This is a genomic window from Pseudomonas ceruminis, from assembly GCF_021602025.1.
GTDB classification, from domain to species: Bacteria; Pseudomonadota; Gammaproteobacteria; order Pseudomonadales; family Pseudomonadaceae; genus Aquipseudomonas; species Aquipseudomonas ceruminis.
In genome coordinates this window covers 124,603-145,241 of the sequence record NZ_BQHW01000004.1, presented here as the reverse complement: position 1 = coordinate 145,241, position 20,639 = coordinate 124,603, and the positions used below count along the sequence as shown (strand labels likewise).

The 20,639-nt window shown below is 62.0% G+C and carries 16 protein-coding genes; 15 read left to right on the top strand and 1 reads right to left on the bottom strand.

The window, feature by feature from the left end; genetic code table 11:
* Positions 1–188: 188 nt before the first annotated feature.
* The 6 genes from gap (at position 189) to L6D80_RS06635 (ending at position 6,898) form a co-directional block, all read left to right on the top strand.
* Entirely contained in the window at positions 189–1,190 is a 1,002-nt protein-coding gene (gap, locus tag L6D80_RS06660) for a type I glyceraldehyde-3-phosphate dehydrogenase (RefSeq protein WP_054900993.1), read from the top strand.
* A gap of 204 nt (positions 1,191–1,394) precedes the next feature.
* Complete coding sequence (locus L6D80_RS06655; protein ID WP_054900994.1) at positions 1,395–1,907, top strand: RNA polymerase sigma factor; 513 nt, start codon at positions 1,395–1,397, stop codon at positions 1,905–1,907.
* Positions 1,908–1,997: 90 nt separating this feature from the next.
* Positions 1,998–2,960 (top strand): FecR family protein, encoded by a 963-nt coding sequence (locus L6D80_RS06650; protein ID WP_054900995.1) that lies wholly within the window; start codon positions 1,998–2,000, stop codon positions 2,958–2,960.
* Between the two features lie 126 nt (positions 2,961–3,086).
* The gene (locus L6D80_RS06645) at positions 3,087–5,672 is read left to right on the top strand and encodes a TonB-dependent receptor (protein WP_176513076.1); all 2,586 of its coding nucleotides are present in this window, start codon (positions 3,087–3,089) and stop codon (positions 5,670–5,672) included.
* A 165-nt stretch (positions 5,673–5,837) separates the two neighbouring features.
* Positions 5,838–6,431: a biliverdin-producing heme oxygenase gene (locus L6D80_RS06640; RefSeq protein ID WP_054900997.1), complete on the top strand. Its 594-nt coding sequence runs from the start codon at positions 5,838–5,840 to the stop codon at positions 6,429–6,431.
* Between the two features lie 53 nt (positions 6,432–6,484).
* Positions 6,485–6,898 carry a YbaN family protein gene (locus L6D80_RS06635; protein ID WP_054900998.1) on the top strand — a complete coding sequence of 138 codons (414 nt, stop codon included), beginning with the start codon at positions 6,485–6,487 and terminating at the stop codon, positions 6,896–6,898.
* Here L6D80_RS06635 and arcD (L6D80_RS06630) read toward each other — a convergent pair.
* Positions 6,878–8,305 carry an arginine-ornithine antiporter gene (gene arcD, locus L6D80_RS06630; RefSeq protein ID WP_176513074.1) on the bottom strand — a complete coding sequence of 476 codons (1,428 nt, stop codon included), beginning with the start codon at positions 8,303–8,305 and terminating at the stop codon, positions 6,878–6,880. The two genes, L6D80_RS06635 and arcD (L6D80_RS06630), sit on opposite strands and share 21 nt — an antisense overlap.
* A 439-nt stretch (positions 8,306–8,744) precedes the next feature.
* Between arcD (L6D80_RS06630) and arcD (L6D80_RS06625) the strand changes: the two genes are divergently transcribed.
* The 9 genes from arcD (L6D80_RS06625) to gcvP all read left to right on the top strand — a co-directional run bounded on the left by arcD (L6D80_RS06625) (position 8,745) and on the right by gcvP (position 20,568).
* Entirely contained in the window at positions 8,745–10,172 is a 1,428-nt protein-coding gene (gene arcD, locus L6D80_RS06625; protein WP_054901000.1) for an arginine-ornithine antiporter, read from the top strand.
* Positions 10,173–10,205: 33 nt separating this feature from the next.
* Positions 10,206–11,459: an arginine deiminase gene (arcA, locus tag L6D80_RS06620; protein ID WP_176513072.1), complete on the top strand. Its 1,254-nt coding sequence runs from the start codon at positions 10,206–10,208 to the stop codon at positions 11,457–11,459.
* 69 nt (positions 11,460–11,528) lie between these two features.
* The gene (locus L6D80_RS06615; protein WP_054901002.1) at positions 11,529–12,539 is read left to right on the top strand and encodes an ornithine carbamoyltransferase; all 1,011 of its coding nucleotides are present in this window, start codon (positions 11,529–11,531) and stop codon (positions 12,537–12,539) included.
* Between the two features lie 85 nt (positions 12,540–12,624).
* Positions 12,625–13,554, top strand: coding sequence for a carbamate kinase (arcC, locus tag L6D80_RS06610; protein WP_176513070.1), 930 nt, complete (start codon positions 12,625–12,627; stop codon positions 13,552–13,554).
* 56 nt (positions 13,555–13,610) lie between these two features.
* Positions 13,611–13,979 carry a DUF5064 family protein gene (locus L6D80_RS06605; RefSeq protein ID WP_054901004.1) on the top strand — a complete coding sequence of 123 codons (369 nt, stop codon included), beginning with the start codon at positions 13,611–13,613 and terminating at the stop codon, positions 13,977–13,979.
* 137 nt (positions 13,980–14,116) lie between these two features.
* Positions 14,117–15,625 (top strand): sigma-54-dependent transcriptional regulator, encoded by a 1,509-nt coding sequence (locus L6D80_RS06600; RefSeq protein ID WP_054901005.1) that lies wholly within the window; start codon positions 14,117–14,119, stop codon positions 15,623–15,625.
* A 173-nt stretch (positions 15,626–15,798) separates the two neighbouring features.
* Positions 15,799–17,004: a sodium/glutamate symporter gene (gene gltS, locus L6D80_RS06595; RefSeq protein WP_176513067.1), complete on the top strand. Its 1,206-nt coding sequence runs from the start codon at positions 15,799–15,801 to the stop codon at positions 17,002–17,004.
* 313 nt (positions 17,005–17,317) lie between these two features.
* Complete coding sequence (gene gcvH, locus L6D80_RS06590; protein ID WP_054901007.1) at positions 17,318–17,701, top strand: glycine cleavage system protein GcvH; 384 nt, start codon at positions 17,318–17,320, stop codon at positions 17,699–17,701.
* Between the two features lie 11 nt (positions 17,702–17,712).
* Positions 17,713–20,568 (top strand): aminomethyl-transferring glycine dehydrogenase, encoded by a 2,856-nt coding sequence (gene gcvP / locus L6D80_RS06585; RefSeq protein ID WP_054901008.1) that lies wholly within the window; start codon positions 17,713–17,715, stop codon positions 20,566–20,568.
* The last annotated feature ends 71 nt before the right edge of the window (positions 20,569–20,639 follow it).

Sequence of the window (20,639 nt, the reverse complement as noted above, 5' to 3'; positions counted from 1 at the left end):
GAAAAGGTGCCTGACGCATCGAGGAGGCGGCTTGCCCGACCACTCGTTGTATGTTTAAACAAAATACTGCCAGTAAAAAGGCTTGTTTTCTATCGCTCAGTGAATAATCTTGTAATTCCAACAACAAAACCGTTTCAGTGAAACCCCTTTGTGCCACAGGTTTCACTCGGACTGCCAGAGGTACTGCCATGACCCTTCGCATCGCCATCAACGGATTCGGCCGCATCGGGCGCAACGTCCTGCGCGCACTGTATACCCAAGGCTACCGCCAGGACCTGCAGGTCGTCGCCATCAACGACTTGGGCGACAGCGCGATGAACGCCCACCTGCTCAAGTACGACAGCGTGCACGGCACCTTCGATGCCTCGGTCGAGGCCGACCACGAGAGCCTGACGGTCAACGGTGACCGCATCGCGGTCAGCGCCATCCGCAACCCGGCCGAACTGCCCTGGAAGGCCGAAGCGATCGATGTGGTTTTCGAATGCACCGGGCTGTTCACCGACCGCGCCAAGGCCGCTGCACATCTGCAGGCCGGCGCTGGCAAGGTGATTGTCTCGGCACCGGCCAAAGGCGCCGACGCCACAGTGGTGTACGGGGTCAATCACGACATTCTGCGCGCCTCGCACCAGGTCATCTCCAATGCCTCCTGCACCACCAATTGCCTGGCGCCGATCGCCCAGGTGCTGCACCGCGAGTTCGGCATCGAGCAAGGGCTGATGACGACAATCCACGCCTACACCAACGACCAGGTGCTGACCGACGTGTACCACAGTGACCCCTACCGCGCGCGCTCGGCAACCCAGTCCATGATCCCGAGCAAGACCGGCGCCGCTGAAGCTGTGGGCCTGGTGCTGCCGGAGTTGGCGGGCAAACTGACCGGCATGGCGGTGCGCGTGCCGGTGATCAACGTGTCGCTGGTCGACCTCACCGTAAACCTCAAGCACGAGGCCACCGCCGAACAGGTCAACCAGCTGTTCCTCGAAGCCAGCCGGCATTCCAAGGTGCTGGGCTACAACGCACTGCCGCTGGTGTCATGCGATTTCAACCACAACCCACTGTCGTCGATCTTCGATGCCAACCATACGCGGGCCAACGGCAAGATGCTCAAGGTGCTGGCCTGGTACGACAACGAATGGGGGTTCTCCAACCGCATGCTGGATAACTGCCTGGCGCTGTGCAACGCCCGCTGATCCCGCTGACCCTGTCACCGGCAGCCCGGCTCACGCGGGAGTTCACTAAGCGCGGGACCAGTGAACGACCTGTGAGCGTGGGCTTGCCGATGATAGGCCCCGGCCTGAACGCTACAATCTTTACCTTTTCCTAACACTTGCGGGCTTGACCAATGGGCAAGATGATAAGCATTATCATTAACCTTTCGTCGGCCAGGTCCCCCCGTGAGTCAGTCTCGGTTCAACTCCGTCTTCCTCGTCCAGCGCCTTTCCTTGCTGCGCACCTTGCAGCGCATGGTGGGCAACCCAAGCACTGCCGAGGACCTGCTGCAGGAAACCTACCTGCGGGTGTCCCGCGCCTTGAGCGAACGGCCCATCGAGCATCTTGAACCTTTCGTGTTCCAGACTGCACGCAACCTGGCCCTGGACCATCTGCGCACACGCCGGGTGCACTCGCGCATGCTGGTCGACGATGTCCCCGATGAGGTCCTGCATAACGTCGCGGCGCCCCTGAGCAGCAGCGAAGATGCCGCACACGCCGAACAGCTGCTCAAGCACCTGAGCGTCAGCCTCAGCCAGCTGACCGAGCGCCAACAGCGCATTTTCATCCTCAGCCGCCTGCACGGCGCCAGCTACCTGGAAATCGCCGAGCAACTGAATGTCTCGGCCAGCACGGTGCAGAAGGAACTGAAACTGATCATGGCCATCTGCATGGGTGTGGCCGATCGCCTCAAGTGAGACGACCGCTGGCCAGTTGAGTGAGGCGAAGCCCTTGCCACACCCCGCCTTAGCCTTGATCATTCGGGAAAATCATTTCAAGGATCCACCGTGACCGACAGCCCCGTCCCTCGCCCGCCAGCCACCGGGCCCGACGCCCGCGCCCGTGCGATGGACGAGGCGCTGGACTGGCTGGTACGCCTGCAATGCGCCACAGAAGCCGACACCCGGGCCTTCGAACAATGGCTCAGCGCCGCGGCGGAAAACGCCGAAGCCTACGTCGAAGCCGAAGCATTGTGGAACGGCACACCTCTGCGCCACGCAGCCACGCAGATGCACAACGGGCGACGCCGCTCTGTGCGCGGGCGCCTGCGGGCGCACTGGAAACCCCTGGCCACAGCCGCAGTGCTGCTGGTCGGGCTGTTCACCGTTGGCAACCTGCCGGTACGGCTGCAGGCCGATCACCTGACAGTGGTCGGCGAGCGCCAGCGGCTGCAGCTCGACGATGGCGCCAAAGTGCTGCTCAACACCAACTCGGCGTTCGCCAGCGACCTGCGTGAAGGTCGCCAGGTGGCGCGCCTGCTGCAGGGCGAGGCGTACTTCCAGGTGCCGGGCGGAGCCCAACTGCCCCTGGAGGTTCAGGCCGGGCCGTTGCGGGCGCACGTACGCGACACCGATTTTGCCGTGCGCTACCTCGATGGCGAAGCGCAGGTGCGCGTGCAACGCGGTGACGTCGACCTGCAGGCTGCCAGCGACCAGCGCATCCGCCTGAGCGCCGGCGACAGCATCAGCGTCGGCCCGCAAGGCTTCGGCCAGCGCCAGCGCCCCGACATGCACAAGGACCTCGCCTGGATCGACGGCCGCCTGGTGTTCGAGAACTGCCCGCTGAGCCAAGTGCTGGCCGAGGTCCGGCGCTATTACCCCGGCTGGATCATCAACCGCAACACGCAACTGGACAACATGGCGGTGACCGGCAACTATCGCCTGGACGAACCGCTGGAGACCTTGCGTGCCCTTGCCCACATCACTTCGGCGCAACTGCACGAATACCCCGCCGTGGTCATCCTCAACTGACCCAGAAACTATTTTTACGCGATCGCGCTGCCCCACCCGTCTCGTTATAGCCAATGCAACTGATTCTTGTTTGAAAACAAGAACGGTCATCACCTATAACAGTTCGCGCGTCAGGGAGCGCTTTCGATGTCCACAGGTTCAACTCGCCCGTCCACCCTTCCCCGCCGTGCAGGGCAACTGTCCCTGCTGACCCTGGCACTGCTCGCCAGTGGCGCCTGCAGCCTGCCGGCACTGGCCGCCGAACCGGCTCAGGCAAGTAGCCCACGCATGGGTGATTACCGCTTCAGCATTGCCCAGCAGCCTTTGGTCGAAGCCATCAATGCCTTCAGCAAGGTGACCGGTTGGCAGGTCGGCTTCAGCGCCGAGCTGGCCGATGGTGTGGCATCACCCGGTGTACAAGGTTCGCTGCCTGCAGAGGCGGCGCTCAAGCGCCTGCTCCAGGGCACCGGCCTGGGCTATCGCAAGATCGGCAATGGCAATGTGGTGCTCGAGCGCCAGTCGGCGGGGAACACCATTGCCCTGCAACAGATGACCGTCAGCGCCACCCGCAGCGCGCAGGACGTCAGCCAAGTGCCCAGCACCGTCAGCGTGCAGACCCGCGAGCAGCTCGACCGGCAGAACGTCAACGATATCCAGGAGCTGGTACGTTACGAACCGGGCGTGTCAGTGGCCGGCACTGGCCAGCGCAGTGGCCTAAACGGCTACAACATCCGTGGCATCGACGGCGAACGGGTGCTCACCCAGATCGACGGCGTGTCGATCCCCGACAGCTTCTTCTATGGCCCCTACGCACAGACCCAGCGCAACTACGTCGACCCCGAGATCATCAAGCGCGTTGAAATCCTCCGCGGCCCGGCCTCGGTGCTATACGGCAGCAACGCCATCGGCGGCGCGGTGAGCTACTTCACCCTCGACCCGGACGACATCATCAAGCCAGGCCAGGATGTGGGCGCTCGCCTGAAGACCGGCTACAGCTCGGCCGATGAAAGCTGGCTGACGTCGGCGACCGTGGCCGGCCGCCAGGGCGACTTCGACGGCCTGCTGCACCTGAGCCAACGCAACGGCCATGAGAAAGAGTCCTTCGGCAGCCATGGCGGTACCGGCCTGGAGCGCACCGAAGCCAACCCCGAGGACGTACGCACCACCAACGTGCTGGCCAAGCTGGGCTGGAACTACGCCGACGACGCGCGCCTGGGGTTCACCTACGAACGCTACAAGGATGACCGCGACCAGAACATTCTCAGCGCTGTGGGTGGCCCGTTCGCCAATGGTGCCGGAATGGGTATGTACCGCAGCCGTAACGGCAACGACACCGTGACCCGCGAGCGCTTTGGCATCAACCACGAGTTCGGCCTGGATTCACTGGTCGCCGACCACATCAAGTGGAGCCTGAACTACCAGATCGCCAAGACCGACCAGCACACCGAGGAAGTCTACTTCCCGTTCAGCCGCACCGTATTGCGAACCCGCGACACCACCTACAAGGACCGCCAGTGGGTCTTTGACGCACAGCTGGACAAAGCCTTCAGCATCGGCGCCACTGACCACCTGCTGACCTACGGCACCACCCTCAAGCACGAGAAGGTGACCGGTTCGCGCAGTGGTACCGGTACCTGCCTGGCAGTCGGTGGTACCTGCCGTGCCATCGGTCAGGTCAGCGCCAGCGATGCCCAGGCACTGGTCAGCGACTTCCCGGACCCGACCGTCAATACCTACAGCCTGTTCGTGCAGGATGAGATCCGCTGGAACAACTGGACGTTCCTGCCGGGCGCTCGCTATGACTACACGCGCATGGAGCCCAAGTTCACCGATGCGTTCCTGCGTGGCGTGCAAGGCACCGGCGCAGCGCCTGCCAGCCTCGACGATGCGGACAAGAAGTGGCACCGCGTGTCACCGAAGTTCGGCCTGACCTATGCCTTCAACGACAACTACACCTGGTACGGCCAGTACGCCGAAGGCTTCCGCACGCCGACCGCCAAGTCGATGTACGGGCGCTTCGAAAACCTGGGTGAGGGGTATCGTGTACAAGGCAACCCGAACCTGGAACCCGAGAAAAGCAAGGGCTACGAGACTGGCCTGCGCGGTAACTTCGATGCCGGTAACTTCGCTGTGGCAGTGTTCTACAACAAGTACCGCGACTTCATCGACGAGGACGCGGTGCAAAGCGCCAACCTTGGCAACACCTTCATGGCCAACAACATCAAGCACGCCACCATCAAGGGGGCTGAGGTCAAGGGCCGTCTGAACCTCGACCACTTTGGCGCGCCGCAGGGCCTGTATACCCAGGCCTCGGTGGCCTATGCCAATGGCCGCAACGATGACACCGGCCAGCCATTGAACAGCGTCAACCCGCTGACTGGCGTGTTCGGCCTGGGTTATGACCAAGCCAACTACGGCGGTTTGCTGAGCTGGACCTTGGTCAAGCGCAAGACCCGCGTCGACGACACCAACTTCTTCGCGCCGGATGGCTCAAGCGCCAAGTTCCGTACCCCGGGTTATGGCGTGCTGGACCTGACCGGCTTCTACAAGGTGACGGAGGACGTGACGGTCAACGCTGGCCTGTACAACCTCACCGACAAGAAATACTGGCAGTGGGATTCGGTACGCGCCTACGACGGCCAGGGTGAAGCGGGTGTGACCCAGCCTGCCAACCTCGACCGCCTGACCATGCCGGGGCGCAACTTCGGCATCAATGTGGTTTGGGATATCTAACCTGAACTGATCAGTTCCGGCCCCTGTCGCCGGCGTGCTCCGCGGGAGCCTGCTTGCCGGCGTCAGGGCCCGGAACTGACAACACGAACACCCGTTTTTTTTTACTGTCCCCACGCCGCTGTTTCGTCTTGTCACTAGACGCCCCCATTTTCCAAGGACATCCCCATGACCGAACGCCCAGCCTTGCGCTCGCAACGCCTCAACCAGGTTACCCACGCCCCGCACACCGAGCTCGACGCCCTGGTCAAATCCCACGCGCCGTTCGACAGCCGTGAAAGCTTTGCCCGCTTCGTCGTTGCCCAATACCTGTTCCAGTCCGAACTGCAGGCGCTGTACAACGATCCACAATTGGTCGCCATCGTCCCTGACCTGGCGGAGCGTTGCCGCGCCGAACAGGCCCGCCTGGACCTGGCTGACCTGGGCACCGAAGTACCGGCTGCGCTACCCGGCGCACTGCAGAACCCGAGCCTGGGTGAGGCATTGGGCTGGATCTTCGTCTCCGAAGGCTCCAAACTGGGCGCTGCGTTTCTGATCAAGCGTGCCGTTGCCCTGCAACTGTCCGACAGCTTCGGTGCCCGCCACCTGGGCGAACCTGCCGGCGGCCGCGCCGAAGGCTGGAAGCAGTTCACCCGTATCCTCGATGGCCTCGAGCTGTCGGCCGAGGAAGACGCCGCCGCCGAGCGGGGTGCAGTCGCCGCCTTCGAGCGCTTCACCGAACTGCTCAAACATGCCTATGCTGCGGATAACGCGCTAGCCTGACACGTATTACCCGGCCGTCCCCAGGTGGCCGGAACGTTTTTCGCAGTGAGACCATGACCCAACCAGCCCGTTCGAAACTGTCCCGCCTGCTGTATGGCATCCTGGCTTATGTGAGCCTGGGTATCGGCCTGGTCGCCATCGTCATCCCGGGACTGCCGACCACCGAGTTCATCCTGCTGGCCGCCTGGGCGGCGACACGCAGTTCGCCGCGCCTGTTGGCATGGCTGGAAAACCATCGGTTGTTCGGGCCGATTCTCTACAACTGGCGCAATGGCAAGGTAATCCAGCGCCGGGCCAAGGTCAGTGCGACGATCAGCATGCTGGTGTGCGCGGGGGTGATGCTGACGTTCCTCGACCATCACTGGCCGGTCTTTCTGGCGATTGCCGGCATGACCCTGGGCAACCTGTGGATCTGGTCACGGCCAGAACAGGCATGCCCTCCTACCTCACAAGCTCAACAGCCCTGAGTACAACGCGTAGGCCGCCAACGCCGCGCCCACCAGTACCGCGGCGAAAATCAGCTTCTCCCAAGGCGTGAACAGTGTCTGCTGCTGTTCACGCTTGGCCCGGGCGAACAGGATCACGCCTGGCGCATACAGCAATGCCGAAAGCAGCAGGTACTTGAGCCCCCCGGCATACAGCAGCCACACCGCGTACAGCAGCGCCACCAGCGCCACCAGCAGGTCCCTGCGCCGCAGCGCCTCCAGCCCGGCGTAGCTCTCCCCTCGCAGCGCCAGCAGCACCGCATACGCGGCCGACCACAGGTAGGGCACCAGGATCATCGACGACGCCAGGTAGATCAGGCTGGTGTAGGTGCCGGCCGAAAACAGCGTGATCAGCAAAAAGCCCTGAATCATGCAGTTGGTCAGCCACAGGGCATTGGCCGGCACGTGGTTGGCATTTTCCTTGGCCAGAAAGCGCGGCATGGTCTTGTCCCGCGCCGTGGCGAAAAGGATCTCGGCGCACAGCAACGCCCACGACAGCAATGCCCCGAGCAGCGACACGGCCAGGCCAATGCTGATCAGCAGCGCCCCCCAAGGGCCAACGATATGCTCGAGCACCGAGGCTAACGAGGGGTTTTGCAACCCGGCCAACTCCGGCTGGGTCATCACCCCCAACGACAGCACGTTGACCAGCACCAGCAACGCGAGAACCCCCAGAAAGCCGATCACCGTGGCCTTGCCCACGTCCGAGCGGCGCTGCGCCCGTCCCGAGTAGACGCTGGCACCCTCGATGCCGATGAACACGAACACCGTCACCAGCATCATGTTGCGCACCTGGTCCAGCACGTTGCCGAACTGCGGATTGCTCAGGCCCCAGATATCACGGGTGAAGATGTCGGCGCGAAAGGCAAAGGCGGCGATGACGATGAAGATCAGCAACGGCACCACCTTGGCCACGGTGGTCACCTGGTTGATGAAGGCTGCCTCCTTGATGCCGCGCAGCACCAGAAAATGCACCGCCCACAGCAGGAGCGACGCGCAGCCGATGGCAATCGGCGTATTGCCCTCGCCGAACACCGGAAAATAGAAGCCCAGGGTACTGAACAACAGCACGAAATAGCCGACATTGCCCAGCCAGGCGCTAATCCAGTAGCCCCAGGCCGAAGAGAAGCCCATGTAGTCGCCGAAACCGGCCTTGGCGTAGGCGTACACCCCAGAATCGAGCTCCGGCTTGCGGTTGGCCAGGGTCTGAAACACGAAGGCCAGCGCCAGCATGCCCACAGCGGTAATGCCCCAGCCGATCAGCACGGCCCCCACGTCGGCGCGGGCTGCCATGTTTTGCGGCAAAGAGAAGATCCCACCACCAATCATCGAACCGACGACCAGTGCGATCAACGCGCCAAGACGCAGCTTCTGACCTGGTTCACTCATGCACATCCCCATCTTTTGCGCGCGTTGTCATACCGCTGAAACAGCTTTAAGTGCATATCCATATAGCCTCTTATAGCAGACCAAGCCATTAAACCTATAGCACTCATAACTCCTTTGTCTATACCGGCGGCCAGGCAGAAAATGCCGACTGCCGCTCAACTTTTAAAAAAAGTTCAAACGTGGAATTCGCTGTAAAAAATTTGCGAAAACGGCAAAAGAGGCTAGCGTCAGAGATCGCAGGACAAACAGAGCGTTTGCTCTAGAAGTACATGGAGGTGCCAGCATACCAGGCCCAGCAAGCAAAGGCTGTCGGCACTCTCCAGGAGTCATGTGAAGGAAATTTCCTACTTCACAACGTCATGAACTGATCTAAGTCAGTTCATGACCCAGGCGACGGATTTAACCTGTCGTCAACTTTCTCCTGGTACGGAGTTGTTAAATGTCTGATTCTTCCGGAAAACTAAAACTTGGTGCGCTTGTTGCACTTGTTGTAGGTTCAATGATTGGCGGCGGGATCTTCTCCTTGCCGCAAAACATGGCAGCCAGCGCCGGCGTGGGGGCCGTATTGATCGGCTGGGGTATCACCGCCGTCGGCATGCTTACCCTGGCCTTCGTGTTCCAGACCCTGGCCAACCGCAAACCTGACCTGGACGGCGGGGTCTATGCCTACGCCAAGGCCGGTTTCGGCGACTACATGGGCTTTTCCTCGGCCTGGGGCTACTGGATAAGCGCCTGGCTGGGCAACGTCGGTTACTTCGTGCTGCTGTTCAGCACCCTGGGCTACTTCTTCCCGGTCTTCGGTGAAGGCAATACCCCGGCGGCCATCATCGGCGCCTCGATCCTGCTCTGGGCGGTGCACTTCCTGGTGCTGCGTGGCATCAAGGAAGCGGCCTTCATCAACCTGGTCACTACCGTGGCCAAGGTCGTGCCACTGGTGCTGTTCGCACTGATCTGCCTGTTCGCCTTCAGGCTCGACATCTTCACCGCCGACATCTGGGGCACCGGCACGCCGGAACTGGGCAGCGTGATGAACCAGGTGCGCAACATGATGCTGGTCACCGTGTGGGTGTTCATCGGTATCGAGGGCGCGAGCATCTTCTCTTCCCGTGCGGAAAAACGCTCCGACGTGGGTAAGGCCACGGTCATCGGCTTCATCACCGTGCTGCTGTTCCTGGTCCTGGTCAACGTGCTGTCGCTGGGTGTGATGACCCAACCAGAGCTGGCCAAGCTGCAGAACCCTTCGATGGCGGCTGTGCTGGAACATGTGGTCGGCCACTGGGGCGCGGTGCTGATCAGCGTCGGCCTGATCATCTCGCTGCTCGGGGCCCTGCTGTCGTGGGTCCTGCTGTGCGCCGAGATCATGTTCGCCGCGGCCAAGGACCACACCATGCCGGAGTTCCTGCGCCGCGAGAATGCCAATCAGGTACCTGCCAACGCGTTGTGGCTGACTAACGCGATGGTGCAGATTTTCCTGGTGATCACCCTGTTCTCGGCCAGTACCTACCTGTCGCTGATCTACCTTGCCACTTCGATGATCCTGGTGCCTTACCTGTGGTCGGCGGCCTATGGCTTCCTGCTGGCCATGCGCGGCGAAACCTATGAGCAAGCCGCTCGCGAGCGCAGCAAGGACCTGCTCATCGGGGGCATCGCCCTGATCTATGCCATTTGGCTGCTGTATGCCGGCGGCGTGAAGTACCTGCTGCTTTCGGCCCTGCTGTATGCCCCTGGCGTGATCCTGTTCGCTAAGGCCAAGCGTGAAATTGGCCAACCGATCTTCACCAACGTGGAAAAACTGATCTTCGCAGCCGTGGTCATCGGCGCCCTGGTGGCAGCCTATGGCCTGTATGACGGTTTCCTGACCCTGTGACCCCACGTTCTCGCTCAATTGGAGGAAAGAACCATGTCCGCTGAAAAACAGAAATACGGTGTCCACTCCGAAGCCGGCAAACTGCGCAAAGTGATGGTTTGCGCCCCGGGCCTGGCGCACAAGCGCCTGACCCCGAGCAACTGCGATGAACTGCTGTTCGATGACGTGATCTGGGTCGACCAGGCCAAACGTGACCACTTCGACTTCGTCACCAAGATGCGCGAGCGCGGGGTGGATGTGCTGGAAATGCACAACCTGCTCACCGACATCGTGCAGAACAAAGAAGCCCTGAAGTGGATCCTCGACCGCAAGATCACCCCTGACACCGTCGGTGTCGGCCTGACCAACGAAGTGCGCAGCTGGCTCGAAGGCCTCGAGCCGCGCCACCTGGCCGAGTTCCTGATAGGCGGCGTGGCCGGCCAGGACCTGCCGCAGAGCGAAGGCGCCGATGTGGTCAAGATGTACAACGACTACCTGGGCCATTCCAGCTTCATCCTGCCACCGCTGCCCAACACCCAGTTCACCCGTGACACCACCTGCTGGATCTATGGCGGCGTCACCCTCAACCCGATGTACTGGCCGGCGCGACGCCAGGAAACCCTGCTGACCACCGCCATCTACAAGTTCCACCCGCAGTTCACCGGTGCCGACTTCCAGGTCTGGTATGGCGACCCGGACAAAGAACACGGCAACGCCACCCTGGAAGGCGGTGACGTGATGCCGATCGGTAAAGGCATCGTGCTCATCGGCATGGGCGAGCGCACCTCGCGCCAGGCCATCGGCCAGCTGGCACAGAACCTGTTCGCCAAAGGCGCGGTAGAAAAAGTCATCGTCGCCGGCCTGCCTAAATCCCGCGCCGCGATGCACCTGGACACCGTATTCAGCTTCTGCGACCGCGACCTGGTCACGGTCTTCCCGGAAGTGGTGAAAGAGATCGTGCCGTTCATCATCCGCCCCGACGAAAGCAAACCCTACGGCATGGACGTGCGCCGCGAGAACAAATCGTTCATCGAGGTGGTTGGCGAGCAACTGGGGGTCAAACTGCGCGTGGTCGAGACTGGGGGCAACAGCTTTGCCGCCGAACGCGAGCAATGGGATGACGGCAACAACGTGGTGGCAGTGGAGCCTGGCGTGGTCATTGGCTACGACCGCAACACCTACACCAACACCCTGCTGCGCAAGGCCGGGATCGAGGTCATCACCATCAGCGCCGGCGAACTGGGCCGGGGCCGTGGCGGCGGCCACTGCATGACCTGCCCAATCGTGCGCGACCCAATCGACTACTAAACGACCATTCTCCCGGCTGCCCCCACAAGGCGGTAGCCGGGCCGATTACCGAATTCAAGGAGAATCACCATGGCGTTCAACATCCACAACCGCAACCTGCTCAGCCTCGAACACCACACCACCCGCGAGCTGAGGTACCTGCTGGACCTGTCCCGCGACCTCAAGCGTGCCAAGTACACCGGCACCGAGCAGCAGCATCTCAAAGGCAACAACATTGCCCTGATCTTCGAGAAGACCTCGACCCGTACGCGCTGCGCCTTCGAAGTCGCCGCCTACGACCAAGGTGCCAACGTCACCTACATCGACCCCAACTCCTCGCAGATCGGCCACAAGGAGAGCATGAAGGACACCGCCCGCGTACTCGGGCGCATGTACGATGCCATCGAGTACCGTGGCTTCAAGCAGGAAATCGTCGAAGAGCTGGCCAAGTTCGCCGGCGTGCCGGTGTTCAACGGCCTGACCGACGAATACCACCCAACCCAGATGATCGCCGACGTGCTGACCATGCGTGAGCACAGCGACAAGCCGCTGCACGACATCAGCTATGCCTACCTCGGCGATGCCCGCAACAACATGGGCAACTCGCTGCTGCTGATTGGCGCCAAGCTCGGCATGGACGTGCGCATTGCCGCACCCAAGGCGCTGTGGCCCCATGACGACCTGGTAGAACGCTGCAAGAAATACGCTGAGGAAAGCGGCGCGCGCCTCACCCTCACCGAAGACCCGAAAGCCGCAGTCAAGGGCGTGGACTTCGTGCACACCGACGTCTGGGTCTCGATGGGTGAGCCGATCGAAGCTTGGGGTGAGCGCATCAAGCAGCTCAAGCCTTACCAAGTCAACGCGGAGCTGATGAAGTCCACCGGCAACCCACGCACCAAGTTCATGCACTGCCTGCCGGCGTTCCACAACTCCGAGACCAAGGTCGGCAAGCAGATCGCCGAACAGTACCCGGACCTGGCCAACGGCATCGAAGTGACCGACGACGTGTTCGAGTCGCCGGCGTGCATCGCCTTTGAGCAGGCAGAAAACCGCATGCATACGATCAAGGCGATCCTGGTGTCGACCCTGGCTGACCTTTAAAGGCCACTCCTGCCCCTGGAACCCGGCTTGCCGATGACCCCAGGGGCAGGAGGCGACCCTCACTTCTACGTTAAAGGACACTACCATGCGTATCGTTGTTGCATTGGGCGGCAACGCCCTGCTGCGCCGCGGCGAGCCCATGACCGCTGAAAATCAGCGCGCCAATATCCGCACCGCCACCGAGCAGATCGCCAAGATTCATCCTGGCAACGAACTGGTCATCGCCCACGGCAACGGCCCTCAGGTCGGCCTGCTGTCGCTGCAGGCACTGTCCTACAAGCCGGACGAAGCCTACCCGCTGGACGTGCTGGGTGCCGAAACCGAAGGCATGATCGGCTACATGATCGAACAGGAGCTGGGCAACCTGCTGGACTTCGAGGTGCCGTTCGCCACCTTGCTGACCCAGGTCGAAGTCGATGCCAACGACCCGGCCTTCAAAGACCCCACCAAGTTCATCGGCCCGGTTTACAGCAAGGAAGAAGCCGAGCGCCTGGCCAAGGAAAAAGGCTGGGTGGTCAAGGCTGATGGCGACAAGTACCGCCGCGTGGTCGCCAGCCCCAAACCCAAGCGCATCTTCGAGATTCGCCCGATCAAATGGCTGCTGGAAAAGAGCAGTATCGTGATCTGTGCCGGTGGCGGCGGCATCCCCACCCTGTACGATGAAAACCGCAAGCTCAAAGGCGTCGAGGCGGTCATCGACAAGGACCTGTGTTCGGCACTGCTGGCCGAGCAATTGGAAGCCGACCTTCTGATAATCGCCACTGACGTCGACGCGGCCTACATTGACTGGGGCAAGCCAACGCAAAAAGCCATTGCCCAGGCCCACCCCGACGAACTCGAACGCCTGGGCTTCGCCGCCGGCTCCATGGGGCCAAAGGTGCAGGCTGCCAGTGACTTTGCCCGCAATACCGGTAAAGTGGCGGTGATCAGCTCGCTGGAGAACATCGAGGACATCGTCAAAGGCACGGCCGGCACTCGGGTTTCCACGGCCAAGCCAGGTATCAGCTACCGTTGAATGCAGTAGGCGGGCGTAAGCCGCCCGCCGTTTTCGACCTTCCGGAGGATTCCGCCATGGCCCAGTTCCACCCTGGTCACGTGCATATCGAGCGCACCGCGCTGAACAGCGCCGACCATAGTTATGACCTCAATCTTGAGTACGAGGCGACACAGGACCCCAAGGAAGGCCGAGGTGTACAGTTCCGCCTGCATGGCAGCATCGAAGGTAAGCCGGTGGACGAAACGTTCTTTCTGCCCAAGGACCAGGTCCTGCCAAGCTTTCTGATGGTGCTGAGCCGCAAGGCCCAGGCCCACCTCGCACCGCCCAAGAAATTCGAGACCCTGAGCTCACCGCACAAGATCTACGACCTGATGTTCGAAGACATCCGCGCCAAGCTGGATGTGAAGTCGGGCGACTCGATCAAGCCAGAACATCTGGGGTAACCCCCTCGCCGGCCAGCCGGCTCCCGCAGACCGCCACTGACGGGCAGCACCTGTGGAGGCCGGCTGGCCGGCGATTGGGTTTCCCACAGCGCACGAGGCATACTACTGCCCTCCCCCGGCCATAACCTCCTCTCCCCATGCGCATCCACGTCAGCTTCATCGACCGCGTCGGCATCACCCAGGAAGTCCTCGCCCTGCTCGGTGCCCGCAACCTCAACCTGGACGCCGTGGAGATGGTCCCGCCGAACGTCTACATCGATGCCCCGACCCTCAGCCCGGCCGTGCTGGAAGAGCTGCACGACGCCCTGTTCGATGTGCACGGTGTGCAATCGGTGGACGTGGTCGACATCCTCCCCGGCCAGCGCCGCCACCTGCAGCTCGACGCCTTGCTGGCGGCCATGAGCGATCCGGTGCTGGCGGTGGACAGCGCCGGCAAGGTGCTGCTTGCCAACCCGGCACTGATCGCCCTGTGCGGCCGAGAGTCGGCCGGGCGCTCGGTAGGCGAGCTGTTCGGCGACCCGGCGCTACTGCAGGCACTGCTGGACAACAATTTCCATTTGCCGATGCGTGAGATGCAGCTCAACGGCCAGAGCCTGCTGCTCGATGCCACGCCCATCACCAACGCCGGCGGCCTGCTGACCCTCTACCCACCCAACCGTATGGGCGAGCGCCTGTCGGCCCTGCACCACGACCATGCCGAAGGTTTCGATGCATTGCTCGGCGACTCACCGGCGATTCGCACCCTCAAGGCGCGCGCCCTGCGCGTGGCGGCGCTCGACGCACCGCTGCTGGTACATGGCGAGACTGGCACGGGCAAAGAACTGGTGGCCCGTGCCTGCCATGCCATCAGTAGCCGCCATGCAGCGCCATTTCTGGCGCTGAACTGCGCCGCGCTGCCCGAGAGCCTGGCCGAAAGCGAGCTGTTCGGCTATGCCCCCGGCGCCTTTACCGGTGCCCAGCGGGGTGGCAAGCCAGGGCTGATGGAGCTGGCCAACCAGGGGACGGTGTTTCTCGACGAAATCGGCGAAATGTCTCCTTACCTGCAGGCCAAGCTCCTGCGCTTTCTCAGCGATGGCAGCTTCCGCCGCGTGGGCGGCGACCGTGAGGTGAAGGTCGATGTACGAATTATCAGTGCCACCCACCGTGACCTGGAACGCATGGTCGCCGAAGGCACGTTCCGTGAAGACCTGTTCTACCGCCTGAATGTGCTCAACCTGCAAGTGCCGCCACTGCGTGACCGGGGTCAGGATATCCTGATGCTCGCGCATTACTTCATGCAGCAGGCCTGCACCCAGATCCAACGCCCGCCATGCCGCCTGACGCCCGCCACCCATTCGGCACTGCTGGCCAACCCATGGCCGGGCAACGTGCGTCAGTTGCAGAACGTGATCTTCCGCGCCGCTGCCATTTGCGAGGGCAACCTGGTGGACATCGGCGACTTAGACATCGCCGGCACCTCGGTAGCCCGCGGGCAGGATGGCGAGGTGGCCAGCCTGGAACAGGCGGTTGGCAATTTCGAACGTGAGCTGCTGCAGCGGCTGTATCCCAGTTACCCCTCCACCCGACAGTTGGCGGGGCGACTGCAGACGTCGCACACCGCCATCGCTCAACGGCTACGCAAGTACGGTATCCCCAACAAGGGCTGATGTGGCGGTATTCGCCCCGGCCCGGTACGAATGCCTCCCCTCTCCATTTGCCCGCAAAATCGAGGTTTTATTCAGAATTTCCCTACCCGTTAAAGGATGACATTGCACATACACTCGGCCCAAAAGGCGCCTCCAAGCAATGTTCGCCCCTCACGGAACCAAGAGTACTCTGAATGCTTCAACTCGATTTTTACGGCACGCTCGTGGCCGCTTCCCTGGTACTTTTGCTAGGGCGCGGTCTTGTCACCCGCGTCGGTTTCCTGCGCACTTACAATATTCCCGAACCGGTAGCAGGCGGCCTGCTCGTGGCGCTGCTGCTGTTGGGCTTACGCACCGTCGACGTGCATGTGCAGTTCGATACCTCACTGCAAACACCCTTGATGTTGGCGTTTTTTGCCACCATCGGTCTGAGTGCCGACATTGCCAGCCTGAAAAAAGGCGGCCGGGTTGTCGGTATTTTCCTGCTGGCGGTCACTGGGCTGCTGGTGGTCCAGAATGCAATGGGCATCGGGCTGGCAAAGGCACTGGGGCTTGATCCGCTGATGGGCCTGTTGTCCGGTTCGATATCCCTGTCGGGCGGCCACGGCACCGGCGCGGCGTGGGGAGCGACGTTCAGCGAAAAGTACGGTTTGGCGTCGGCAACGGAACTGGCATTGGCAGCGGCGACGTTTGGCTTGGTGCTGGGCGGGCTGATTGGCGGGCCGGTTGCACGCCTACTCATCAACCGTGTTGAAACGCCGGGCCTTGATCAGGGTATTTCACACTTGCCAAAGGGCTTCGAACAGCCAAACGAAGAGCGGCTGATCACGCCCTTCTCAATGATCGAAACCCTTGCTCTGATCGCGGTCAGTTTGATGGGCGGCACCCTGTTGAACGGCCTGCTCCACGAGACGGCATTTGAGTTACCGACATTCGTTTGCGTCTTGTTCGTGGGCGTGCTGCTGCGCAACGGGCTTTCTGTATTTGGCCTGTATCAGGTATTCGAGCGCGAAGTGTCCGTGCTGGGCAATGTCAGCTTGTCGCTGTTTCTGGCAATCGCACTGATGTCCCTGAAACTGTGGGACCTGGCGGCCCTGGCGTTACCCTTCTTCACTCTTTTGGCTGTACAAACGTTGGTCATGGCACTGTTTGCAATGTTCGTGACGTTCAGACTCATGGGCAGCAACTACGATGCCGCCGTACTGGCCGCCGGACACTGCGGTTTTGGCCTGGGCGCAACGCCAACGGCCATTGCCAACATGCAAGCCATCACCCAGCGCTTCGGGTCTTCGCAGATTGCATTTCTGGTAGTACCGATGGTGGGCGCATTCTTCATCGACATCATCAATGTCATCGTGATCAAGCTGTACCTCACGCTGCCGTTCTTTACAGCGCTGTAAAAAATCGGGCCCTTTCGCGGCGTAACCCGCGCATGGGCCCGGCCGCCCTGTCCGTAGCGATATCCGTACATCGTATCGAATTCAATACAAAGCCACTTGGCGCGTTCTGCGCAAGGGTTTGATCCTCCGAACCTTTTCTTTCCGCCCTCCTCTGTAGCGTTTTCATTCCAAAAAAGCGAAAACAACATCGGTTAAATTATTTAAGTTATTGATATTTAATGACTTTTATTTAATGGCCGCATTATTGCTATGGAATCCTTAACCAAGAGCGCGGCCATACCGCGCCCAACGCCCTGCTTCCCGAGGATTCCCCATGAGCGAGTTGCGTTTCACCGAAGATCACGAATGGCTGCGCGTCGAGGCCGACGGCAGTGTCACCGTAGGCATCACTGCCTACGCTCAGAATGCCTTGGGTGACGTGGTCTACGTGCAACTGCCAGAGCTGCAGCAGTACGACAAAGGTGCCGAAGCCTCCACCGTCGAATCGGTCAAGGCCGCCAGCGGTGTCTACATGCCGCTGGCCGGCGAAGTGGTTGCAGTGAATGACCAGCTTGATCAAAGCCCCGAACGGGTCAACGAAGATCCACTGGGCGAGGGCTGGTTCTTCCGCTTCATCCCCGCAGACATGAACGAAGTGGCCGCCCTGCTCGACCAGGACGCCTACGACCGCCTGATCAAAGCCAACGACGACGCCTGAGGACGCCTGCCATGACCATCAACCTCGGCACCGCCAACGAATTCATCGCCCGCCACATCGGCCCTCGCACCGCTGACGAGCAGGCCATGCTGGCGACCCTCGGCTTCGACTCGCTGGAAGCCATGACCGCCGCTGTCATCCCCGATACCATCAAAGGCACTAGCGTACTGGGCTCGGCAGACGGCCAGAGCGAGGCCGATGCCCTCGCTGCGCTGAAAGCCATCGCTGGCAAGAACCAGCTGTTCAAGAACTACATCGGCCAGGGCTACTACAACACCCACACCCCGGCACCGATCCTGCGCAATCTGCTGGAAAACCCTGCCTGGTACACTGCCTACACGCCTTACCAGCCTGAAATCTCTCAAGGCCGCCTGGAGGCCCTGCTGAACTTCCAGACCCTGATCAGCGACCTGACTGGCCTGCCGATCGCCAACGCATCCTTGCTCGACGAAGCGACTGCCGCCGCCGAAGCCATGACCTTCTGCAAGCGCCTGTCAAAGAACAAGGCCAGCCATGCCTTCTTTGCCTCCGTGCACTGCCATCCGCAGACCCTCGACGTGCTGCGGACCCGTGCCGAACCGCTGGGCATCGAGATCGTGGTGGGTGACGAGCGCGAGCTGAACGATGTCAGCACCTTCTTCGGTGCCCTGCTGCAATACCCGGCCAGTAAGGGTGAAGTGTTCGACTACCGCGAACTGGTGCAGCGCTTCCATGCCGCCAATGCCCTGGTGGCCGTGGCCGCCGACCTGCTGGCCCTGACGCTGCTGACCCCGCCGGGCGAATTCGACGCCGACGTGGCCATTGGCAGCGCCCAGCGCTTCGGTGTACCGCTTGGTTTCGGAGGCCCCCACGCGGCCTACTTCGCCACCCGCGATGCCTTCAAGCGTGACATGCCGGGCCGCCTGGTCGGCGTGTCGATCGACCGCTTCGGCAAGACCGCACTGCGCCTGGCCATGCAGACCCGCGAGCAGCACATCCGTCGCGAGAAGGCCACCAGCAACATCTGCACCGCCCAGGTACTGCTAGCCAACATCGCCAGCATGTTCGCCGTGTACCACGGCCCGCAAGGCCTCAAGCGCATTGCCCAGCGCACCCACGCGCTGACCGCGATCCTTGCCGCCGGCCTGAAAACCCTGGGCATCGATGTGCTGGGCGAAACCGCCTTCGATACCCTGACCCTGGCCACGGGCAGCGCAACCGCAAGCCTGCACGCCAAGGCCCGTGAGCAACGCATCAATCTGCGCCAGATCGACAGCGACACGCTGGGGCTGTCGCTCGACGAAACGACCACCCAGGCCGATGTAGAAGCCTTGTGGCAGGTGTTCGCTGGCCAGCAGGCACACCCTGACTTCGCCGCCCTGGCCGCCAGCACCGGCTCGCGCCTGCCGGTCGCGCTGCTGCGCCAGTCGGCCATCCTCGAACACCCGGTGTTCAACCGATACCACAGCGAAACCGAACTGATGCGTTACCTACGCCGCCTGGCCGACAAGGACCTGGCGCTGGACCGCAGCATGATCCCGCTGGGTTCGTGCACCATGAAGCTCAACGCCGCCAGCGAAATGATCCCGGTGACCTGGGCCGAGTTCGGCAACCTGCACCCGTTCGCCCCCGCCGAGCAGAGTCAGGGCTACCAGCAACTGACACGCGAACTGGAAGCCATGTTGTGCGCCGCCACTGGCTACGACGCCGTGTCGCTGCAACCCAATGCCGGCTCCCAAGGCGAGTACGCCGGCCTGCTGGCCATCCGCGCTTACCACCGCAGCCGCGGCGAAAGCCATCGTGATATCTGCCTGATCCCGTCTTCAGCCCACGGTACCAACCCCGCTACCGCGCACATGGCCGGTATGCGCGTGGTTGTCACCGCCTGTGACGCCCGTGGCAACGTCGATGTCGATGACCTGCGTGCCAAGGCCATCGAGCACCGGGAGCGCCTGGCCGCGATCATGATCACCTACCCATCGACCCACGGCGTGTTCGAGGAGGCGATCGGCGAGATCTGCGCGATCATTCACGACAATGGCGGCCAGGTGTACATCGACGGCGCCAACATGAATGCCATGGTCGGCCTGTGCGCCCCCGGCAAGTTCGGCGGCGATGTCTCGCACTTGAACCTGCACAAGACGTTCTGTATTCCACACGGCGGTGGCGGCCCGGGCGTCGGCCCGATTGGCGTGAAAGCGCACCTGGCGCCATTCCTGCCAGGCCATGCACAGCTGGAAAACCACGAAGGTGCCGTGTGCGCGGCGCCGTTCGGCAGCGCCAGCATCCTGCCCATTACCTGGATGTACATCCGCATGATGGGCGGTGCGGGCCTCAAGCGCGCCTCGCAAATGGCGATCCTCAATGCCAACTACATCGCCCGGCGCCTGGAAGAGCACTATCCTGTTCTGTACACCGGTGGCAATGGCCTGGTGGCACACGAGTGCATTCTCGACCTGCGCCCGCTCAAGGACACTAGCGGCATCAGTGTCGACGACGTGGCCAAGCGCCTGATCGACTTTGGCTTCCATGCCCCGACCATGTCCTTCCCTGTGGCGGGCACGCTGATGATCGAACCGACCGAAAGCGAGTCCAAAGAAGAACTGGACCGCTTCTGCAACGCAATGATCCAGATCCGCGAAGAGATTCGCGCCGTGGAGAACGGTAGCCTGGACAAGGATGACAACCCGCTGAAAAACGCCCCGCACACGGCGGCCGAGCTGGTGGGCGACTGGGCCCATGGTTATAGCCGTGAGCAGGCGGTGTACCCACTGCCGAGCCTGGTGGAGGGCAAGTACTGGCCGCCGGTCGGGCGGGTCGACAACGTGTTCGGTGACCGCAACCTGGTCTGCGCCTGCCCGTCGATCGAAAGCTATCAGGACGTTTGAGGCGGACTCCCCTTGTGGAGCGGGCTTGTCCCGCGCCCACAGGGGCCAATGCTGTCTGCACGACCTACCTG

Excerpts from the sequence above, each read along its gene's own strand:
- gap (WP_054900993.1), top strand. The coding sequence starts at position 189 with ATGACCCTTCGCATCGCCATCAACGGATTCGGCCGCATCGGGCGCAAC.
- L6D80_RS06645 (WP_176513076.1), top strand. The coding sequence starts at position 3,087 with ATGTCCACAGGTTCAACTCGCCCGTCCACCCTTCCCCGCCGTGCAGGG.
- L6D80_RS06640 (WP_054900997.1), top strand. The coding sequence starts at position 5,838 with ATGACCGAACGCCCAGCCTTGCGCTCGCAACGCCTCAACCAGGTTACC.
- L6D80_RS06635 (WP_054900998.1), top strand. The coding sequence starts at position 6,485 with ATGACCCAACCAGCCCGTTCGAAACTGTCCCGCCTGCTGTATGGCATC.
- arcD (WP_176513074.1), bottom strand. The coding sequence starts at position 8,305 with ATGAGTGAACCAGGTCAGAAGCTGCGTCTTGGCGCGTTGATCGCACTG.
- arcD (WP_054901000.1), top strand. The coding sequence starts at position 8,745 with ATGTCTGATTCTTCCGGAAAACTAAAACTTGGTGCGCTTGTTGCACTT.
- arcA (WP_176513072.1), top strand. The coding sequence starts at position 10,206 with ATGTCCGCTGAAAAACAGAAATACGGTGTCCACTCCGAAGCCGGCAAA.
- L6D80_RS06615 (WP_054901002.1), top strand. The coding sequence starts at position 11,529 with ATGGCGTTCAACATCCACAACCGCAACCTGCTCAGCCTCGAACACCAC.
- arcC (WP_176513070.1), top strand. The coding sequence starts at position 12,625 with ATGCGTATCGTTGTTGCATTGGGCGGCAACGCCCTGCTGCGCCGCGGC.
- L6D80_RS06605 (WP_054901004.1), top strand. The coding sequence starts at position 13,611 with ATGGCCCAGTTCCACCCTGGTCACGTGCATATCGAGCGCACCGCGCTG.
- L6D80_RS06600 (WP_054901005.1), top strand. The coding sequence starts at position 14,117 with ATGCGCATCCACGTCAGCTTCATCGACCGCGTCGGCATCACCCAGGAA.
- gltS (WP_176513067.1), top strand. The coding sequence starts at position 15,799 with ATGCTTCAACTCGATTTTTACGGCACGCTCGTGGCCGCTTCCCTGGTA.
- gcvH (WP_054901007.1), top strand. The coding sequence starts at position 17,318 with ATGAGCGAGTTGCGTTTCACCGAAGATCACGAATGGCTGCGCGTCGAG.
- gcvP (WP_054901008.1), top strand. The coding sequence starts at position 17,713 with ATGACCATCAACCTCGGCACCGCCAACGAATTCATCGCCCGCCACATC.